Source organism: Stenotrophomonas sp., from assembly GCF_036662295.1.
In the GTDB taxonomy this organism is placed as follows: domain Bacteria; phylum Pseudomonadota; class Gammaproteobacteria; order Xanthomonadales; family Xanthomonadaceae; genus Stenotrophomonas.
The window spans coordinates 1-21070 of record NZ_JAVWXA010000068.1 but is presented as its reverse complement, the minus strand read 5'-3'; the positions used below and the strand labels follow the sequence as shown (position 1 = coordinate 21070).

Here is a 21070-nt window from a genome sequence, read left to right as displayed (position 1 = left end):
ACCCCATGGGTGGCTGCACGCAATGCCAGAACCAAGAGCAGCCACCCATGGGGTGGCTCTACCCCCCGGGCATTGCGGGCCACCTGACTCCAATGCCGAATCCAAAAAACAACCCCGCACCGCGCGCGCCCGGGTGGGGCCGCCCCGGCTTTGCAGAACCCGCCCAAAACATCTCTCTTGACCACACCCTGATCCCACATCGGCGATCATGCCCGCCTCGATCACGATGGTGCGCACGATGACGACCCGAAGCTACGCCTCGATCCGGCCCCTGTTGTGGCTCGTATCGCTGGCGATCTTCATGCAGATGCTGGACTCCACCATCGTCAACACCGCCCTGCCCGCCATGGCCCGCAGCCTCGGCGAGAGTCCCCTGCAGATGCAGTCGGTGGTCTTCAGCTACGCCCTGGCCGTGGCCACCTTCATCCCCGCCTCGGGCTGGATCGCCGACCGCTTCGGCACACGCCGCACCTTCCTGGTCGCCATCATTCTGTTCACCCTCGGCTCGCTCGCCTGCGCGCTTGCCCAGACCCTGCACCAGCTCGTCGCCGCCCGCGTCCTGCAGGGCGTGGGCGGTGCGATGCTGCTGCCGGTCGGCCGCCTGGCCGTGATGCGCTCGGTCTCGCGCGAAGAGTTCCTGCGCGCCATGAGCTTCATCGCCATCCCCGCCCTGATCGGCCCGCTCATCGGCCCCACCCTCGGCGGCTGGCTGGTCGAAGTGGCCTCCTGGCACTGGGTCTTCCTCATCAACCTGCCCATCGGCGTGATCGGCTACATCGCGGCGATGCGCGTCATGCCCGACCACTACGCCGAACACCGCACCCGCTTCGACATCGCCGGCTACCTCATGCTCGCCTTCGGCATGGTCGTGCTGTCGCTCGCCCTGGACGGCATCTCCGGCATGGCCACCCCGCATGCGCTGGTGATGCTCATGACCGTGGCCGGCCTGGCGGCCCTGGTCGGCTATTGGCTGCACGCGGCCAACTCCACCGCGCCGCTGTTCTCGCTGGCCCTGTTCCACGTGCCCAGCTACCGCATCGGCATCCTCGGCAACCTGTTCTCGCGCATCGGCAGCAGTGCCATGCCGCTGCTCATCCCGCTGCTGCTGCAGGTCGGCATGGGCATGAGCCCGATGAACGCCGGCCTGCTCATGATCCCCGTCGCCGCCGCCGGCATGGTGTCCAAGCGCTATGCGGTCAAGCTGGTCGAGCGCTTCGGCTACCGTCGCGTGCTCATGGTCAACACCGTGCTGGTGGGCCTGGCCATGGCCAGCTTCATCGCCATGACCCCCGGCCAGCCGCTATGGGTGCGCGTGGTCCAGCTGGCCCTGTTCGGGGCGGTCAACTCGCTGCAGTTCACCGTAATGAACACCGTCACCCTGCGCGACCTCGACCGCGATTTCGCCAGCGCCGGCAACAGCCTGCTGTCGATGGTGATGATGCTGGCCACCGGTTTCGGCGCAGCCGCCGCCGGCAGCCTGCTGGCCGCCTTCGCGCACCTGGATGCGCTGCACGGCGCCACCGCCGCGCTGCATGCCACGTTCGTGTGCGTGGGGGCGATCACGCTCACCTCCACCGTCATTTTCTGGCAGCTGCCCGATACCCGCCCCTCCCCACGTGACGTGGAAGAGGTCGCCGAATAGCCGCGGACCGTCAGCCCGCCGACCTTCAACAACGCGCCTGTACGCTCAGCGCGCGGCCCGCAACGCGCGCGCGATCGCGTCCACCAGCAGTTCGCCGGTGACCGGCTTGCGCAGGAAACCGCGGAACCCGGCCGCGCGCACCTGCTCCTCCACATCCGGATCGGTCCGCGCGGTCACCGCGATCATCGGCATGTCATAGCCCTGGTTGTGCAGGTGGCCGGCCAGTTCGATCCCACCCAGCCCCGGCAGGTCCAGGTCCAGCAGCACGACGTCGAAGGGTGCCTCGCTCACTTCGCGCAGGGCCGCCAACGCGTGTTCGGCATGCACCATCTGGTGCCCGCGCGCGCCCAGCAGCCCGGTGATCACGCTGGCCACGGTGAGGTCGTCCTCCACCAGCAGGATGCGCAGCGCCGGCAGCCGCTGGCCCTGGGCCTGACCGTCCAGGCCGCTGGGCACCGCGGCGATATGCAGCGGCAGCGGCAACGTCACGCTGAAACGCGTCCCCACCCCGAGCTGGCTCTCCACGCCGATCTGGCCCTGCATGGCCAGCGCCAGCTCGCGGCAGATCGCCAGGCCCAGCCCGCTGCCGCCGTACTGCGCGGCCGTGCGCGCGCCGTCGGCCTGCTCGAAGCGGCGGAACAGGCGCTGCTGCTGGTCGCTGCTGATGCCAGGGCCGGTGTCGGACACCTCGAAATGCAGGCCGCGGTCGGCTGCCAGCGTGGTCGCCTTCAGGCGCACCTCGCCGTGGGTGGTGAACTTGACCGCGTTGCCCAGCAGGTTGAGCAGGATCTGGCGCACGCGCACCGCATCGCCCACGCTGCCCAGCCCGGCCGGCAACTGGTTGTCGACCACGAACTGCAGGTGCTTCTGCTCGGCCAGCGCGGCCATCAGCGTGCAGGCATCGTCCACCACGTTGTGCACGTCGAACGGCTGGGCCTGCAGCTGCAGGCGCCCCGATTCGATGCGGGCCAGGTCCAGCGCATCGTTGACCAGGTGCAGCAGGTGCTCGCCGGCATGCCGGATCGAGGCCGTCCAGCTGCGCTGCTGCGGGTCCAGCGCCGAGCCCAGCAGCAGCTCGCTCATGCCCAGCACGCCGGTCATCGGCGTGCGCACCTCATGGCCCAGGTTGGCCAGGAAACGGGTCTTGGCCGCCGAGGCCTGCTCGGCCAGCTCCTGCTTGTGCAGGGCCAGCTGGTAGGCATGCTTGCGTTGCAGCCGGCGGCGGTACAGCCAGGCGAACAGGCTCATCAGCAGCAGCGCCAGCGAGGTCAGCACCAGCAACCCGGACAGGCTGCGCCACCACGGCGGCTGCACCCGGAATTCCAGCGACTGCACCCGCGACCAGACCTGGTCGGCCGAGCGCGCCTGCACTTCCAGCCGGTAGCTGCCCGGCGGCAGCCGCGAGAACACGCGTTCACCCGCCGGCCCCACTTCCACCCAGTCCGGGTCGTAGCCGGTCAGGCGATAGCGGTAGCTGTTGGAAGAGGAGTCGGCGAAGGACAGCAGCCGCGCCACGATGCGCAGGTCACGGTCGGCATCGGCGATTTCCAGCGGCGTCAGGTGGGTCAGATCGGCCACGCGATCGCCGCGCCGCACTTCCACCCGCTCGATCACCAACGGCGCACGGCGGTTGGACGGGCGCACCTGGCGCGGGTCGAACACCACCACCCCGGCCGGCGTGCCACCGGCGATGCGGCCGCTGGCGGTGCGGGTCAGGGTGCTGCGGCGGAACTCCTGGCTGGGCAGCCCATCGTGCACGCCATACAGGCGCACGTTGCCCATCTGCGGGTCGACCCGGATCAGGCCACGTGCGCTGGCCGCCCAGATCACGCCCTGCGCATCGACCACCAGGCCCGTCGCCGACACCTCCGGGTAGCCGGCGCCGCCGCCGATCACCGCCTGCAGCAGCAGGCGCCCGCCCTGCCAGCGGTACTGGCTCAGGCGCCCTTCCTCGGACAACCACACGCTGCCGTCGTCGGCGATGGTCAGCGCATGGATCGCCGCCGGCGGCGCGCCAGGCACCGGCTCGAACCGCGAGGCGGCCGGCGTCCACTGCAGCAGGCCCTGGTTGGTGGCCACCCACAGGTGGTCCTGGCTGCCGCACATCAGGTCCAGCGTCAATTGCCCCGGCGCCAGCCCCGCATGGCCGGCGGGGATGCGGTGCAGCACCCGCCCCTCCAGGTCACGCTGCTGCAGGCCGGTCGAGGCGGCGGTCCACAGGCGCCCGCCATCGCAGATCGCCAGCGATTCCACCTGCCCCTCCATGGCCGCGTCCACCGGCGCATCGCGGCCCCAGCGGCGCAGCGCGTCCTGCCGCGGGTCATAACGCAGCAGCGCATCGTTGGAGCCGATCCAGACCCGGCCCTGCGGGTCTTCCAGCACCGACTGCAGCCACTGCGTGCCATCCACCCAGGTGCGGTGCTGGGAGACCGTGCCGGTGACCGGGTCGAACTTGTCCAGTGCGCCGTGGGTACCCACCGTCCACACGCCGCCGTCGGCGGCCGCGGCCATGCCCAGCACATAGGCATTGCGCAGCGAAGCGGGGTCATCCTCCAGCCGCGACAGCACCGAGAACTGCCACCAGCGCGGCAGCAGGTGCCACAGCCCGCCGTTGATGCTGGCCAGCCAGATGCCGCCCTCGCGGTCTTCGTAGGCGCCGGTCCAGTTGGGCCGCACCTGGCCACGCGCCACCGCGCTGTACAGCGGCACCGGCTGGAACTGGTTGTCGTAGGCGCGGCCCAACCCGGAGCGGGTATCCAGCCAGTAGCCGCCCTGCTCGTCGCGCAGCATCATGCCCAGCACCTGGTCGCCCGGCGAAACCTGCCACGGCGCCGCCTCGATGCGGCCATCCGGGCGCCGCACGCGCACCCCGGCGTTGGTGGCCACCCACAGGCTGCCGTCCATTTCGGCGGTGAGGCCGTTGATGATCTCGGCCGGCATGTCGCGGCCGGCGATGCGTTCGAAATCGCGCCCCGTCCAGCGCGCCAGGCCGGCCTTGGTGCCCACCCACAGGCTGCCGTCGCGGGTGGTGGCCAGCTGGGTGACCGAGGCCGAGGGCAGGCTGCGCGGGTTGCCATGCTCGGGCATGAAGCGGGTCACCTTGCCGTCGCGGTCCAGGCGATGCAGGCCCCCTTCGTAGGTGCCGAACCACACCGCGCCATCGGCGGTGGAGGTGATGCTCCAGATCGTGTTGCTGCCGATCACCGGGTGGCTGGCCCGATCGAAGAAGCGCAGTTCGCGGCGGTCGGCGGACATCATCGCCAACCCGGCATTCTCGGTGCCGATCCACAGCTGGTTGCGCGCATCCACGTGCACGGCCCACACGTGGTTGTCGCGCAGGCCGTCCTCGGCCCGCCACACCCGGTAGTTGCGCCCGTCGTAGCGGGCCAGGCCGTCGTTGGTGGCGATCCACAGGTAGCCATAGCCGTCTTCGGCCATGCGGTTGACCGTGTTGGACGGCAACCCGTCAAACACGGTGAGCTGGCGTGGCGTGGGCGGCACCGGCTGGGCATGGCCGAGCTGCGGCCACAGCCACACGATCCCGAACAGGAGCAGCCAACGCAAAGGCACCACCAGATGGATCTCCCCGACTCGTCCATGGAAGGCACGCCAGCGTACCGGCCGCGCATCAACGCGGCCTGCCGAGCCTGGGGCCAGGCCCGCATGGTAAACGGTTCGCCGGGCGGCGACGACGCTCAGCCCCGCCGCGCCGCCTGCACCGCTGCCGCCAGCGCCTCGCCCCCGGCCGGTTTGTGCAGCAGGCCCACCGCGCCGGCGGCGGCCACGCGCGCGGCCAGGTCCGCCTCGGTGCGCGCCGTGAGCACCACCACCGGCACCGCGCAGCCCTGCGCGTGCAGCAGCGACAACAACTGCCAGCCGTCCAGGCCGGGCAGGTCCAGGTCCAGCAGGACCACCTCGAACGGCTCGGCGGCCAGCGCCGCCAACGCCGCCAGCGCGTGCGCGGCGATCACCACCGATGCCCCGCGCGCGCCGAGCAGGCCGGCGTGGGCCTCGGCCACCAGCGCGTCATCCTCCACCAGCAGCACCCGGGCCGGACACGCGGGCGGCCGTGGCGCGCCCGGGGCCGATTCGGGCAGGTCGGCCGGGCACCCCTCGGCGGCCGCCAGCGGCAGGCTCAGGACCAGGCGCCGACCGCCGCCGGGCTGCGCGTGCATCTGCAGGCGTCCCTGCTGGGCCCGGGCGCAGGCCTGTGCGCGCGCCAGCGCTGCCGCCGAGCGCCTTTCCGACATCCGCGCGACGCCGCCCGGCCCGGCCAGCATCTCCAGCAGCAGCCCGGCCCGACCGGGCAGCCAGTGCGCGTGGACCCGCACCGCGCGCATCGGCACCGCCTGGGTTACCGCCGCCAGCGCGGCCTGCAGCAACTGGCGCAGGCGCTGCGGGTCGGCGCGCACCCAGGGCTGGCCGGGCAGGTGCAGCCGCAGCGCCAGCCCGGCGTGCGAGGGCGGCAACGTGGCGCCCGCCTGCTGCCGCCACTGCTGCAGCAGGGCCGGCAGGTCGATGCGCTCGCGTCGCAACGGCACGCGCCCGGCTTCGATGCGCGCCTCGTCCAGCGCCGTATCGACGATGCCGAGCAGCTCCCGCGCTGCCTCCTGGATATGCGCCAGGCGGCGTTGCTGGGCCGGCGCCAGGGGGCCGGCCAGCAGCAGCTCGCCCATGCCCAGCACGCCGGTCAGCGGGGTGCGCAGCTCATGCCCGAAGGTGGCCAGGTAGCGCGCCTTGGCCTGCGCCGACTGCTCGGCCCAGCAGCGCCGCTGCAACGAGGCGCGCCGCCGCCGCGCCCGTGCCAGGCCATGCCGGACCAGCGCGCCGACCGCTGCGGCCAGCAACGCCAGTGCCAGCCCACGCGCGGCCAGTGCCCCCGGGTGCTGCCAGGCGCTGCGTTGCACCTGCAACGGCAACGTCTGCATCGCCGACCAGCGGCCGTCGCTGCCGCGCTCCTGGTACTGCAGCGCGTGCGTTCCCGCCGGCAGGCGCGGGAAACCGATCGTGCCGCGGCTGCGCGTGTGCATCCAGCGCGCCTCCGCGCCCAGGCGGAAGCGGTACTGCTGGCGCGGATCCAACTGCGCGGACAGCACGCGCGCGCTGATCTGGATGTCGCGATCGTCGGCACGCAGGTGCACCGGGCCCAGCGTCGGCAAACTGATCCGCTGCCCGTTGCGGCGCAGCTGCACGCGCTCGATCACCAGCGGCGCTGGCGTTGCCGGCCGTGCCAACGTGGCCGGCGCGAATGCCAGCACGCCGCCGTCCTGGCTGATCGCCAGCATCTGCGTGCCCTGCGCCTCCAACCCGGCCTGCAGCACGGCCTCGGGGATGCCGTCATCGCGCGAGTAGACGCGCACCTGCCGCGTGGCAGGCACGATCCGCAGCAGGCCACTGGACGAGGTGGCCCACAACACGCCCTCCGCGTCCACGGCCAGGCCATTCACCTGGCCCGCCGGCAGGCCATCGCGCGGCGTCACGCGCATGCCTGCCTGCAGCGCACGCGCGTGCCCGTCATAACGCTGGATCACGCCCTCGGTGGCAATCCACAGCCCGCCATCGGCGGTGGCCTGCAGGGCGCGGATGCCACGCGGCGCGCCCGCCACGGCAGCCAGCTGGCGGTCGTTGGCATGCAGCAACCCGGCCGTCCCGCCCACCCACACCCCGCCCTCGGCCGTGCACTGCACCGACAACGGTCCCCAGCCCACGGGATTGACGCGGCGCGGCCAGGCCACGCGCTGCCAGCGCCCGCCGCCATGGCGATGTTCCAGTGTGTGCCCGTGCAGTTTCCACTGGTGCTGCCCGCCACACTGCAACTCGACCGCTGCACTGCCCGCGCCGGGCAGCCAACCATCCACGCCGGCCTGCGGCGACAGCAGTGGCTGCGCGCGGAAGGCCTGCCACAACGGCGGCAGCCGCCAGACGCCGAGATGCCGGCCCAGCAGCCACACACCGCCGTTGCGGTCCTCCAGCACGCGGCGCACGTGGGGCGGCGCGCCCTGCCCCACCGTGGCCAGGCGCACCGTCACCGCCGCGGTGTGATCGGCCGGCTGCCGCCAGACCCGGTCCGCGTCGGCCAGCCACTGCGCATCCTCGCCCCCGATGCCCAGCAGGCGGGCGTGCACCGGCGCGGCCACGGCCTGCACGGTGCTGCCGCCCACGCTGCGCCAGAGGCCCTGCGAGGCACTGATCCACACCGTGCCCGCCGCATCGCGCGACATCCCCGTGATCGCCGTCGTGCCCAGGTACGCGGCCGACGGCCGATGGAAGCGGCCGTCACGCCAAAGCGCCAGCCCGCGCCCGGTGCCTACCCACACCCCGCCATCGGCCGCGTGCACCAGGTGCTCGACATCCCCGGCCGGCACGCCATCGCCGCGGGCGGTGGGCAGGTAGTGGCGCAGGTGGCGCGAGGCCTGCAGGTGGAACACCCCGGCGCCGCGCACGCCGAACCACAGGCCACCGGCCGCGTCGGGCAACAGCGCACTGATCGCCGCCCCGCGCGCGCCGATCACGTCCTCGATGTGCATGCGGTCGGCCGACATCCGCATCACCGCGCCCTGCGCGGTGCCCATCCACAGGCGGTCCTGCTCATCCAGCACCAGCCGGGTCAACACCGTGCCGACCAGGCCCTGCTCGCGCTGCCACACGCGGAAATGCCGCCCATCGAAACGCGCCAGCCCGTCCTCGGTCGCGAACCAGAGATAGCCGTGGCGGTCCTGCACGGCCGCGTGCACGGCATTGGATGGCAGGCCGTCGGCGGTGGTGAACCGAACCGCCTCCGGCAACTGCGCCCGGCCCGGCTGCGGCAGCGCCAGCAACGCCAGCAGCAGGAGCAGCAGCCGCGCCGGCCAGTCGCGGCCGCGCACGCCGGCGGTCATCGACACACGCGGCATCGCGCCAATGCCGCGTGCAGCGCCTGGCGTTCCATAGGCAGGCGCAGGAACACGGCAAATCCCGCCGCCAGTGCATCGCGCTCGGCGTTGGCATCGGCCCGTGCGGTCAACGCCAGGCGCGGCACACCGGGCAGCACGCGGGATAGCAGCGCGCCGATCGGCTCGCCGCACACGCGCTGGTCCGGATCGGCCACCACCAGCGCCCATGGCCGCGCCTGCACACCGGCGCCCCATCCCGGGCCCGGTTCGGCCGCGGTCACGATCAGGCCCTGCGCCCGCAACAGGGCGGCGATGACCTCGGCGGTCGTGCCTTGCCAGAGCAGCAAGGCGTGCCCTGCGGGCGTGCCGGGCGCTGCAGCGGCGGGCCCCGGCACCGTTGGCGGCGCTGCGGGCGCGGTGGCCGCCTGCAAGGGCAGCCACACCTGGAAACGGGTGCCCTGGCCCGGTCGGCTGGCCACGTCGATCTCACCGCCCATCGCCTGCGCCAGCTCCCGGCTGATCGCCAGCCCCAGGCCGCTGCCGCCATGGCGTGCCAGCGTGTCGGCGCCGTCGGCCTGCTCGAACCGCTGAAACAGGCGCTGCACCTGCGCCGGACTCATGCCCGGTCCGGTGTCGGTGACCCGCAGCATCACCCCCCGCCCGCCCACGCCGGGATGCGCGGCGACCTCGACCCGGCCGTGCCCGGTGAACTTGACCGCATTGCCCACCAGGTTGAGCAGGATCTGGCGCAGGCGGCGCACATCGCCGAGCAGCCAGGTGTCGGCGGCCAGCGTGCTGGTCCAGTCCAGCTGCAGCCCCTTGGCCTGCGCGACCGGCTGCAGCAGCGCGTGCAGCTCCTGCAGCAGCCGCGCCGGCGCGAACGGTGCCGGTTGCAGGTGCAGGCGCCCGGCTTCGATGCTGGCCAGGTCCAATGCATCGTCCACCAGCTGCACCAGGTGCAGGCCGGCCTGGTGCAGGCTGTGCGCCTGCGCCCGCTGCCGCGCATCCAGCGGCCCGTCCAGCAGCAGCTGGCTCCAGCCGGAGACGCGGGTCATCGGCAGCCGGATGCGCTGGCCCAGTTGGCCCAGGAAACGGGTGCGCTCGGCCGACGCTTCCTCGGCGCGTTGCCGGCGCAGGCGCGAGGCCAGCCGCCGCTGGCGCTGCCGCACCGCGTAGGCGATGCCCCGGGCAGCGGCCAGCGCAGCCAGCAGGGCGGCTGCGCCGAGCGCCAGCGTCCCGCACGGCGTCTGCCACCAGGCCGGGGCGACCGACAGCACCAGCCGCTGCGCGGCCGACCAGGGCCCATCGCCATGCCGCGCCTGGATCAGCACGCGGTGCTCACCCACCGGCAGCCGCGCAAAGATGCGCTGGGCAACCGCACCAGTGTCGATCCACTCCTGGTCGTACCCGGGCAGCCGGAAGCGATACTGGATGCGGTCCGGATCGCCGCGACCCAACAGGTTCACCGCGAGCTGGATGTTGCGATCACGCGCGTGCAGCGCCACCGCGTGCGCCTCGGGCTGCACGATCACCTCGGCATCGTCGCGCTGCAGGCGCACCGCGTTGACGACCAGCACCGGCGGCGGGCGCTGCGGCATGCTGCCCGGCTCGTGCAGCAACAGGCCGCCTTCGCGTACCGCGGCGGCCAGCGCGCCACTGCGCAGGCGCACCAGGCGCTGGCCGAGGATCTCCTGTGCCGGCAGGCCATCGGCATCGCCCAGCACGCGCGCCTGGCCCTGCCGCGGATCGAGCCGGACCAGCCCGCGTGCGGCGCCGGCCCAGACGATGCCGCGCGCATCCACCACCAGCGCCTCGGCGCGCACCTGCGGGTAGCCGGCCGCCGCATCGAAACGATGCGTGCGCTGCAGCGCGCCGTCCTGCCAGCGATGCCGCTCCAACGCGTCTTGGCGGCTGAGCCAGAGGCTGCCGTCCGCGGCCTCGGCGACGGCGGCCACCGCCGGCCCGGGCGCGGCGGCGGCCAGGAAACGCGCGCGCGCGGCGTCCCAGTACTTCAGCCCGTCCTGGTCGGTCGCCCACAAGGTGCCGTCGCGCGCGCACAGCAACTGCCGGGCCGCCATGCCCGGGGCCAACCCCAAGGCAGCGGGCGCCTCGTCGCGCAGGCGCTCACCCTGTGCCGACCACTGCTGGAGGCGCGCGGGATGGGCCAGCCACACCTGGCCGTCGGCACAGGCCTGCAGGTTGAGCGCGGCGCTGGCGTTGGGCAGCTCGAGCGGCCAGCGGCGCGCGCGGCGGCGTGCCGGGTCATAGCGCAGCAACTGCCCGGCACTGGCCAGCCACAGGCGCTGCTGCGGGTCTTCGGCCATGCCCACCGGCGTCGCACTGAAGCCGGCATGGGCATAGCGCACGTGGTCGCTGCTGGCGCCGGTGCGCAGGTCCAGCCGCTGCAGCCGCCCTTCGCTGCCGGCCACCCACAGGCCGCCATCGGCGCCGCCGGCCAGGGCCAGCGCGTAATGGCTGTGCAGGCCGGGCAAACCGTCGCCGGCACTGGGCAGCGCGGCAAACGCACGCCAGTGCGCGGGCAATCGCCACACGCCATGTGCACGGCTGAGCAGCCAGATGTCACCGTGCCGGTCCTGCAGTGCCTGGCGCATCTGCACACCCTCCTGCGGTGGACCGTGCAGCGCGCGCAGCGGGATGCGCTGGGTATCGCCGGGGCGATGCAACACCAGCCCCGCGGCCTGCTGCAGCCACAACGCGCCGTCCTCGCTGCGCAGCAGCGGCTGCCCGGCGGCCGGCGGCCGGCGCACGCCGCCCTCGGCGTCCAGCAGGTGCACGCCCTGCGCGTCGGTGACATGCAGCGCGCCCTGCGGGTCGGCCCACAGTGCGCTGACCGCATCCGGCAGCGCGTCCACCGGCGCGGCAAGCCCGCCGCGCAGCCGGCGCACGCCGTGGGAGGTTCCTGCCCACACCGTGCCCGCCACGTCACTGGCCAGTGCGGTCACCTGCGTGGCGGCCACGTCCACCGCGCGCCAGTCGGGGCCATCGGCCAGGCGGCGGTACAGCCGGCGGTCGGCGCCGATCACCCACAGCGTGCCGGTGCGATCGCTGGCAATGGCATGGATGCGGCCCTGGCGCAGCGCGGCCGGTGCCGCCGGGTCGGGGTGCTCGAAGCGCTGGCGGTCGGCCGGCATCATCGCCAGGCCGTGCGTGGCCGTGCCCAGCCACAGCCGGTCGCGCACGTCGATGTGCAGCACCTCCAGCGTGGTATCCACCAGGCCGTCCTCGCGCCGCCACACCCGCGTGGTACGCCCGTCGAACCGCAGCAGGCCGCTGCTGCCGGCCATCCAGAGGTAGCCGGTGGCATCCTCGGCCATCGCGCGGATGCCCATGGCCGGCAGTCCTTCGCCGCGGCCGAGCTGGCGCGGCCACGGCAGGTCCAGCACCGCCGACGCCATCGCGCACGGGCACACCACCAGCAGCAGCCACAGCCAGATTCCCTGTCCCGCGCCGCGCAACACCTTCCGTGCCACGGCTTACATCCACTGCATGACGATCATCGCCGGCACGATAAGCCGGCCGTGTGCGCTACCGGCACCACCGCCATGCACGCGATCACAGTTTGGCCAATCGCAATCCACATCGAACGTGCGCGATCAAAACAAACCGCCTATGCGCAACGCACGAGCCGGCGGTTTCAGGCGTCCACGTGGCGTCGCGAGCGCGCCTGGGCAATGGCGTCGATCAGCAAGTCGCCGGTCACCGGCTTGCGCAGGAAGCCGTCGAAGCCGCCCTCGAGCACCTGCTGTTCGGCATAGGCATCCGAGCGCGCGGTGACCGCGATCAGGGGCAGTTCGTAGCCCATCGCGCGCAGCTGGCCGGCGATGGCGATGCCATCCAGGGCCGGCAGGTCCAGGTCGAGCAGGCCCACATCGAAGCGACCGGTGGCCACCTCGGCCAGCGCCGCCAGGCCGTGCAGCACGTGCACCACTTCGTGGCCGCGCGCGCGCAGCAACCCGGCGATGACCTTGGCCACCGTCGGGTCGTCCTCCACCAGCAGGATGCACAGCGGCGGCAGCTGGATGCGGGCCACGTCCTGCGCATCGCCGGGCACGTCATGGCCCTTGCGCGTCCACGGCAACGGCAGTTGCACGGTGAACCGTGCACCCTGGCCGGGACGGCTGTCGATCGCGATCCGCCCGCCCATCGCCACCGCCAGTTCCTGGCAGATCGCCAGGCCCAGGCCGCTGCCGCCGTAGCGGGAGGCCGTGCGCGGGCCATCGGCCTGCTCGAAACGATGGAACAGCCGCTGCTGCTGGTCGGCGTTGATGCCCGGGCCGGTGTCGCTCACTTCGAAGGCCACGCCCAGGCCCCCCTCAAGCAGCTCCACGCCCAAGCCCACGTGGCCGCGCTCGGTGAACTTGATCGCGTTGCCCAGCAGGTTCATCAGGATCTGCCGCACGCGCATCTCATCGCCACTGACCTGCACCGGCCCGGGCAGGGTGAAGCTGCGTTCGAAGGCCAGGCCGCGGTGATGGGCCATCGGTTCCATCAGCGCCTGCACCTGGGCCAGCATGGACATCAGGTCGAACGGGCGGATATCCAGCTCCAGCCGCCCCGCTTCGATCCGGGCGAGGTCCAGCGCATCGTTGACCAGCCGCAACAGGTGGGTGCCGGCATGCTGGATGGAGGCGGCATAGCCGCGCTGCAGCTCATCCAGCGGCGTGGCCAGCAGCAGCTCGCTCATGCCCAGCACCCCGGTCATCGGCGTGCGCACTTCGTGGCCGAGCGTGGCCAGGAAGCGGCTCTTGGCCTGCGAGGCCTGCTCGGCGATCTGCTGCTTGTGCACGGTCAACTGCCATTTCTGCCGGCGGCGCAGGCGCACCCGCGCCACGTACACCAGCGCGGCCACCAGCAGCAGCCACAGCAACAGGTAGCCCACGATCGCCCCGCCGCTGCGCCACCACGGCGGCAGCACCTGCACGCTGAGCGTGCGCGAGGGCGTCCACTGGCCCTGCGGGGTGGCCGCCTGCACGTCGATGGCGTACTGCCCCGACGGCAACCGCGACAGCAGCCGCTCGCCATCGGCGGCCTGCATCACCCAGTTCTGGTCATAGCCGGACACACGATAGCGGTAGCGGTTGCCCTGCGGGTTGGCGTAAGACAGCAGGCGCGCGGTGATGATCAGGTCGCGGTCCTGCGGGCCCAGCACGATCGGTGCATCGGCACGCAGCGACTGCTGGCCTTCGGCATCGTCGCGACGCACCTGCACGTTGTCGATCACCAGCTGCGAAGGCGGCACCGCCAGGTCCACCGCATCCGGATCAAAGCCGACCAGGCCGGTGGCGGTCACCGCCAGCACCCGGCCGTCATCCGCGCGGACCGGTGGCCGGCCGCTGAACTCCACGTCCGGCAGGCCGTCGCGCTCGCCATAGATGCGCAGGCGCCGCCGCGTGCTGTCCCAGCGCACCAGGCCGCGCGGCGTGGTCGCCCACACCTGGCCGTGCTTGCCGATCACCACCCCGCCCATCGACACCGGCGGCAGCCCCTCGGCCGCGCCCACGCGCTCGCGCAGGGTCATGCTCAGGCCGTCCCAGCGGTAGCGCTCCAGGGCGCCCTTGCGTGCCAGCCAGGCTTCGTCCGGCGCGGTCCAGGTGATGTCGTAGATGCCGCCGCGCGAGATGCCCGGCACCTGCTCGAAACGGTCGTCGTTCCAACGCAGCAGGCCCATGTCGCCCATGATCCACAAGTGCCCGCGGGGATCGAACAGCATCTGCTCCACCGGGTTCTCGGTCAGCCCGCGGCCCTCTTCCACGCGGATGGTGTCCAGCACGCGCCCCTCGGCGTCGCGGCGCTGGATGCCGTAGCTCATGATCGACAGCCACAGATCGCCATTGGGCGCCTGCCGGATCAGGTCGATGCGCTGGCGCACGTCCGCGCCGCCGCCGATCTTCCATTCGCGCAACTGGCCGGTGCGTGGCTGGTACAGGCCCAGCCGCCCGGCCCGGCCGATCCATAGCGCGCCATCGGCACGTGGCAGCAACGACCAGTTGGCGCCCACGCCCAGCTGCGCGTCATCGGCGATCTGGCGCAGCGTGCCGCGTTCGTCCAGTGCATAGATGCCGTGCGCACCGGCGATGTAGAAGGTGTTGCCCATCACTGCGGCGCTGAGCAGGTACACGCTGTCCAGCGGCTTGCCGTCGAGCTGGTACCAGGTGGAGAAACGCTTCCAGTCCGGCGGCAGGTAGGCCAGGCCCTGGGTCAGCATGGCGATCCACAGCCCGCCCTCATGGTCCTGCAGCATGTCCAGCACGCCACTGCGCGCGGTGAGGAAGCCGCTGCCTGCATCGCCGGCCAGCAGGTGCGCGCGGCTCGCATCGCCGCGGTACAGGCCATCGGCGGTGCCCAGCCAGTAACCGCCATTGCGGTCATGCACCACCGTGGCCGCGCGCACGTCCGCGCTCAGCGTCCACGGTGCCTTGCGCACGCTGTCGTCGGCACCGATCCGGAACAGGCCGCCCTCGGTGCCGGCCCAGACCGTGCCATCGGGCTCGCGGGTGAGGCGGAACACGCTCTTGCCGCCGAGCTGGTCCGGGGCGATGCGCACGAACCGGTTGCCTTCCCAGCGCGCCACGCCACTGCCGGTGCCCACCCACACCCGGCCCTGCGGATCGGTCAGCAGGCTGTAGATGGTGTCGTCGGGCAGGCTGGCAGGATCGGCGGGATCGGCGTGGTACTGCACCAGCGTGCCGTTTTCCTCGCGGCGGCAGATGCCATGGCGGTTGGTGCCGATCCACAGCGATTTGGCCGAATACGCCAATGACCAGAACTGACCCTCGCAGCGCGCGTTGAGCTCGGGAAACCGTTCGAACCGTTCGCGGCCCGGCCCCAGCATGCTCAGGCCGGCACCGTTGGCCCCCACCCACACGCGGTCCAGCGGGTCCACCAGCAGCGTTTCCACTTCATTGCCGGGGATCGAATCGGGATCGGCCGGATCGTGCCGCCACACCCGCAGGCCCACCCCGTCCACGCGCGCCAGGCCATCGTCGGTGGCCGCCCAGACGTAACCCTGCCGATCCTGCGCCAACGCCAGCACCATGCGCGAAGGCATGCCTTCGGCGGCACCGAGCCGGCGCATGCGGGGCGTCTCCGCGGCTGTTCCTGCCGATGTCCCTGCGGCCCACGACGCTGACGGCACCAGGCCCATGGCCAGCACCAGCAACACGATGACCGCGTAACCGCTACGCGTCCCCATCGCCATCCCGATCTCCCTGTAGACGCCGATTGTCCCACAGCACCTGCGGGCGCGCCTGTCACCCGGCCTGCCTGCAACAGCCTGTTGTGCCGGCCTGACGCATGACGGGGATGACCGGCGGCCGCCGGTTCCAGCCCCACCACGATCTGTTGCAGCCATGGCACTGCTGGCCATGACGGCGCTGTGCGTATGATCGGCGCTGACCCCCATGGAGCCCGGCCCGTGATCCAGCGCCTGACCCTTGCCCTGTTGCTGTGCACCGCCCCGCTGGCGGCCCGCGCCGCGCCCGACACCTACCGGCTCGACCCGGTGCACACCCGCGTGCTGTTTGCGGTGGAACATGCCGGCTTCTCGCAGGCGCTGGGCACCGTATCGGGCAGCGAAGGGGTCCTGGTGTTCGATCCGCAGGACTGGCGCTCGGCCACGTTGACCGTCAGCGTGCCGATCCAGCGCCTGGACCTGGGCGATGCCAAATGGAACACCGCCACGCTGGCGCGCAACCTGCTCGATGGCGAGCGCTTCCCCGAGGCGCGCTTCGTGTCCACCCGGGTCGAGCCGATCGATGAAACCCACGCCAACGTCATCGGCCAGCTCACCCTGCACGGGGTGACCCGCGACGTCACCCTGGCCGTCACCCTCAATGCACTCAAGCGCCACCCGCTGCCGCCGTTCCGCCGCACTGCCGGCTTCTCGGCCACCGCCACGCTCAGCCGCAGCGCGTTCGGCGTGGACGGCTGGCCGTCGATGATCGGCGATGCCGTGCAGCTGCGCATCGAGGCCGAGGCCGTGCGCGACCGCAACGCCGCCGATCCGGCGCAGGAACCGCCGGTCGCCCCGGCGGGAACTCCGGCCTCGCCATCGCCCTCCAATCCCGCATCCCCACCACCGGTCGAGGAGACCACGCCATGACCGCCCGGAATACCGCGACCCGTTGGGGAGGCGTCAGCCAGACCCTGCACTGGCTGATCGCCGTGCTGATCCTGGCCATGGGCATCCTCGGGCTGACCATGGGCGAGTTCCCCAAGACGCCGAAGTACTTCTGGATCTACACCCTGCACAAGTCGGTGGGCATCACCGTGCTGGCGCTGGTGGTGGCCCGGCTGGGCTGGCGCCTGTATGCCGGCGCACCGCAGCCGGTGCCCGGCACCCCCACCTGGCAGGAGCGCATCGCCGCGGCCACGCACTGGCTGCTGTACGCCCTGATGTTTGCCCTGCCGCTGTCCGGCTGGCTGTACGACTCGGCCAGCGGGCTGCGCCCGTTCCGCTGGTTCGGCCTGGTCGATGTGCCCAAGCTGAGCGGCCCCGACCGCGCCCTCACCCAGGCCTCCCATGCCATCCACGAATGGGGCTTCTGGCTGCTCATCGCGCTGGTGCTGGCCCATGCCGGCGCCGCGCTCTACCACCATTTCCACCAACGCGATGCCACCCTTGCGCGCATGCTGCCGCAGCGCTGGCTCGCCTCCCCCGATAAGGACTGACCATGACCCTCAAGCTCACCACCCCCGCGGCCGTCGCCGCTGCCCTGGCCGGGATGATCGCCGCCGCGCCGGCCATGGCCGCCGACTACGTGCAGGCCCCCGGTTCGGTGCTGGTGTTTGCCACCAAGTACGACGGCGAAGTGTTCACCGGCAGCTTCCCCGGCTTCGACACCCGGCTCAGCTTCGACCCGGCCAAGCTGGAGGGGTCCAAGCTGGAAGTGACCATCCCGCTGGCCGGTGCCAAGAGCGGCAACAGCGACCGCGATTCCACCCTGCAGGGCGCGGATTTCTTCAACGTCGGCAAGTTTGCCCAGGCCAGGTACAGCGCCACCACGTTCCGCTCGCTGGGCAACAACCAGTACGCGGCCGACGGCACCCTGGAGCTGCGCGGGGTGAGCAAGCCGGTCACGCTCACCTTTACCTGGACCCCGGGCGCGCAGCCGGTGCTCAGCGGCAAGGCCACGGTCAAGCGCCTGGACTTCGGCGTGGGCGGCGGCGACTGGGCCGACACCAAGACCATCCCGAACGAAACCGCGATCAGCACCAAGGTCGTGTTGAAGGCAAAGTAGTGCCGGCCGCTGGCCGGCAGACGGAGATTCCGGTGGTGCCGGCCGCTGGCCGGCTCCAGGCAATCCCGTCACCGCTCACAAACATCCGGCCCCGGTCGGCGCTACGGGCACCGGCCTACCCGGTAGTGCCGGCCGCTGGCCGGCTCCCCGCCATCCATGGGCGCCCTCCCCCTCAGGCGGCGCAAATCCAGGCCCTGAGCCCGTCCACGTCGAACGGCCAGTCCAGCTCCCGCCCGCCTGCATCGCGCAGCACCGGCACGCGCAGGCCGTAGCGCGCCTCCAGTGCCGTGTCCTCGTCGATGAACACGCTGTCCAGCCCGGGCACCCGGGCCTGGGCCAGCACCGCCAGGGCCTGGTCGCACAGATGGCAGTCATCACGCTGGTACAAGGTAAACACCGGCCCACCCGCCTTTGGAAATGTTGCGGCGCAATCAAGGTCGGCGCCGGCGACAGCATAGAATAGCGCTCCATCCGATACCCGCAGTTTGGCAATCATGGCTGTCAGCACGTTCGACGTTTTCAAGATCGGCATTGGCCCGAGCTCCTCGCACACCGTAGGACCGATGAAGGCCGCCGAACGCTTCGTGCACCGCTGGTTGCTGGACCCGGGCCGCCTGCAGGACGTGGTGCGCATCCGCGCCGACGTCTACGGCTCGCTGGCCCTGACCGGGCGCGGCCACGGCACCGACAAGGCCGTGCTGCTGGGCCTGGAGGGCCAGCGCCCGAACCTGATCGACCCGGACATCATCCCCGAGACGCTCGAGCGCATCCGCGGCAGCAAGCGCATCCGCCTCATGGGCCAGCACGAAATCGCCTTCGACGAGAAGCGCGACCTGGGCCTGAACAAACGCCAGAAACTGCCCTACCACACCAACGGCATGCGCTTCACCGCCTATGACGCTGACGAGCAGGTCATCGCCACGCGCGATTACTACTCGGTGGGGGGCGGCTTCGTGGTCAACCAGGACGACGCCGCCGACGACCGCATCGTGCCCGACGAGACGCCGCTGCCGTACCCGTTCAAGAGCGGTGACGAACTGCTGGCGCAGACCGCGCGCAGTGGCCTGAGCATCGCGCAGATGATGTTCGAGAACGAAAAGTGCTGGCGCAGCGAAGACGAGATCCGCGAGCAGCTGCGCGAAATCTGGAGCGCGATGCAGGCCTGCGTGGCGCGCGGCATTCGCCAGGAAGGCACCCTGCCGGGCGGGCTGCAGGTCTCCCGCCGCGCCCCGGCGCTGTACCGCGAGCTTTCTTCCAAGCCCGAAGCGGCCATGCGCGATCCGCTGACCACCCTGGACTGGGTCAATCTGTACGCACTGGCGGTCAACGAGGAAAACGCCGCCGGCGGCCGCGTGGTGACCGCCCCCACCAACGGCGCGGCCGGCGTGCTGCCGGCGGTGCTGCATTACTTCGACCGGTTCTGCCCGGGCGCCAACGAGCAGCGCGTGTTCGACTTCCTGCTGACCTCGGCGGCCATCGGCATCCTGTACAAGGAAAACGCCTCGATCTCCGGCGCCGAAGTGGGCTGCCAGGGTGAAGTGGGCGTGGCCTGCTCGATGGCCGCCGGTGGCCTGGTGGCCGCGCTGGGCGGCAACCCCAGCCAGATCGAGAACGCCGCCGAGATCGGCATGGAGCACAACCTCGGCCTGACCTGCGACCCGATCGGCGGCCTGGTGCAGATCCCCTGCATCGAGCGCAATGCGATGGGCGCGGTCAAGGCGATCAACGCCTCGCGCATGGCCATGCGCGGCGACGGCAAGCACAAGGTCTCGCTGGACAAGGTCATCAAGACCATGCGCGACACCGGTCGCGACATGCAGGACAAGTACAAGGAAACCAGCCGCGGCGGCCTGGCGGTCAACGTCATCGAGTGCTGACGCAGGCGGTCGCGTAGCGCCGACCGCGGGTCGGCGGTGCGCCCCTCGCGCAGCAACGCAGCCGACTGCGGTCGGCGCTCCGCGCCAGCGTCATCGGCATGCCCCCGGTACACTCGGGCCTCCCCTGTTCCGGAGACCGCCATGCGCATCCTGGCTGCCGCCCTGCTTGCCTGCCTGCCCCTGCCCGCCCTCGCCGCCGACACCTACGGCCCGCGCCTGGAAGGCTTCGACTACCCGTATCCGGTCCAGATCTTCAGCTTCCAGTCGCAGCGCCAGTCGGTGGAGATGGCCTACCTGGACGTGCCACCGGCCGGCCGTGCCTTTGCCGGCACGGTGGTGCTGCTGCACGGCAAGAATTTCTGCGCGGCCACCTGGAAGGACAGCATCGCCGCACTCAGTGCCGCCGGCTACCGGGTGATCGCGCCTGACCAGATCGGCTTCTGCAAATCCAGCAAGCCCGAGCGCTACCAGTATTCGTTCGGCCAGCTCGCCGCCAACACCCATGCCCTGCTCGCCCACCTCGGCCTGGACGCGGCCAAGGTCGACCTGGTCGGCCACTCGATGGGCGGCATGCTCGGGGCGCGCTATGCGCTGATGTATCCCGAGCAGCTGCGCCACCTGGCCCTGGTCAATCCGATCGGGCTGGAGGACTGGAAGGCCAAGGGCGTGCCGTGGCGCAGCGTGGATGCCTGGTATGCCGGCGAGCTGAAGACGAGCGCGGACAGCATCCGCAAGTACCAGCTGGAGGTGTACTACAACGGCCAGTGGAAGCCGGCGTACGAGCCGTGGGTGCTCATGCAGTCGCGCATGTACGACGGCCCCGGCAAGCAGGCCGTGGCGTGGAGCCAGGCGCTCACCTCGGACATGGTGTTCAACCAGCCCGTGGTCTATGAACTGCCGGGCATCCGCGTGCCGACCACGTTGTTCATCGGCCAGACCGACCGCACCGCCATCGGCCGCGATCGCGCGCCGCCGGCATTGAAGGCCACGTTGGGCGACTATCCCGCGCTGGGCAAGGCCGCTGCCGCCGCCATCCCGGGCGCCACCCTGGTCACCTTCGACGACCTGGGCCACTCACCGCAGGTGCAGGACCCGGCGCGCTTCAACGCGGCGCTGTTGAAGGCGTTGTCGACTACGCATTGACGCTGCCGGTAGGGCCGATTGTTGGTCGGCTGCCTTTCGCGCCAGGCACGCCGATCCCTGGTAGGAGCCGACCGTTGGTCGGCTGCTCCTCGCGCCAGTCTCCCGAACCACGGTAGTGCCGACCGTTGGTCGGCTGCCTTTCACCGGAAAGATCTCGCCAAGAGCAGCCGGCCAGCGGCCGGCACTACCGGGGGCGTGCATTGCGCCAAGCGCAGCCGACCGGCGGCCGGCACTACCGGGGGGCGTGCATTGCGCCGAGGGCAGCCGGCCAGCGGC

General features: G+C 71.7%; 11 protein-coding genes. 6 read left to right on the top strand and 5 right to left on the bottom strand.

The genetic code is table 11. The annotated features are described in order from the left end of the window. Positions 1–238 precede the first annotated feature (238 nt). The gene (gene mdtD, locus RSA25_RS13370) at positions 239–1642 is read left to right on the top strand and encodes a multidrug transporter subunit MdtD (protein ID WP_332809352.1); all 1404 of its coding nucleotides are present in this window, start codon (positions 239–241) and stop codon (positions 1640–1642) included. Between the two features lie 45 nt (positions 1643–1687). Here the strand turns inward: mdtD and RSA25_RS13365 are convergent, their stop codons facing one another. The 4 genes from RSA25_RS13365 to RSA25_RS13350 all read right to left on the bottom strand — a co-directional run bounded on the left by RSA25_RS13365 (position 1688) and on the right by RSA25_RS13350 (position 15679). After that, positions 1688–5212: a two-component regulator propeller domain-containing protein gene (locus RSA25_RS13365; RefSeq protein WP_332809354.1), complete on the bottom strand. Its 3525-nt coding sequence runs from the start codon at positions 5210–5212 to the stop codon at positions 1688–1690. Between the two features lie 125 nt (positions 5213–5337). Continuing rightward, entirely contained in the window at positions 5338–8535 is a 3198-nt protein-coding gene (locus RSA25_RS13360) for a two-component regulator propeller domain-containing protein (RefSeq protein WP_332809351.1), read from the bottom strand. Then, complete coding sequence (locus RSA25_RS13355; protein WP_332809350.1) at positions 8517–12005, bottom strand: ATP-binding protein; 3489 nt, start codon at positions 12003–12005, stop codon at positions 8517–8519. Before RSA25_RS13355 ends, RSA25_RS13360 begins: the two co-directional genes overlap by 19 nt. 164 nt (positions 12006–12169) lie before the next feature. Further along, the gene (locus tag RSA25_RS13350) at positions 12170–15679 is read right to left on the bottom strand and encodes an ATP-binding protein (protein WP_332809353.1); all 3510 of its coding nucleotides are present in this window, start codon (positions 15677–15679) and stop codon (positions 12170–12172) included. Positions 15680–15949: 270 nt separating this feature from the next. On the opposite strand from RSA25_RS13350, the gene RSA25_RS13345 reads away from it, so the two are divergent. From RSA25_RS13345 to RSA25_RS13335, 3 genes are read left to right on the top strand one after another with little or no spacing between them, the layout of a single operon-like run. After that, positions 15950–16636 (top strand): YceI family protein, encoded by a 687-nt coding sequence (locus RSA25_RS13345; RefSeq protein ID WP_332809349.1) that lies wholly within the window; start codon positions 15950–15952, stop codon positions 16634–16636. Continuing rightward, on the top strand, positions 16633–17205 hold the full coding sequence (locus RSA25_RS13340; protein ID WP_332809348.1) for a cytochrome b: 573 nt from the start codon (positions 16633–16635) through the stop codon (positions 17203–17205). The genes RSA25_RS13345 and RSA25_RS13340 overlap by 4 nt, the downstream gene beginning before the upstream one ends. 2 nt (positions 17206–17207) lie before the next feature. Beyond that, complete coding sequence (locus tag RSA25_RS13335; RefSeq protein ID WP_332809347.1) at positions 17208–17774, top strand: YceI family protein; 567 nt, start codon at positions 17208–17210, stop codon at positions 17772–17774. Between the two features lie 172 nt (positions 17775–17946). Here the strand turns inward: RSA25_RS13335 and RSA25_RS13330 are convergent, their stop codons facing one another. After that, positions 17947–18171, bottom strand: a complete 225-nt coding sequence (locus tag RSA25_RS13330; protein ID WP_332809346.1) for a glutaredoxin family protein — start codon at positions 18169–18171, stop codon at positions 17947–17949. Positions 18172–18268: 97 nt separating this feature from the next. On the opposite strand from RSA25_RS13330, the gene RSA25_RS13325 reads away from it, so the two are divergent. Further along, positions 18269–19651 (top strand): L-serine ammonia-lyase, encoded by a 1383-nt coding sequence (locus tag RSA25_RS13325; protein ID WP_332809345.1) that lies wholly within the window; start codon positions 18269–18271, stop codon positions 19649–19651. 141 nt (positions 19652–19792) lie between these two features. Next, a complete protein-coding gene (locus RSA25_RS13320) occupies positions 19793–20794 on the top strand; it encodes an alpha/beta hydrolase (protein WP_332809344.1) in 1002 nt (333 codons plus the stop codon). The last annotated feature ends 276 nt before the right edge of the window (positions 20795–21070 follow it).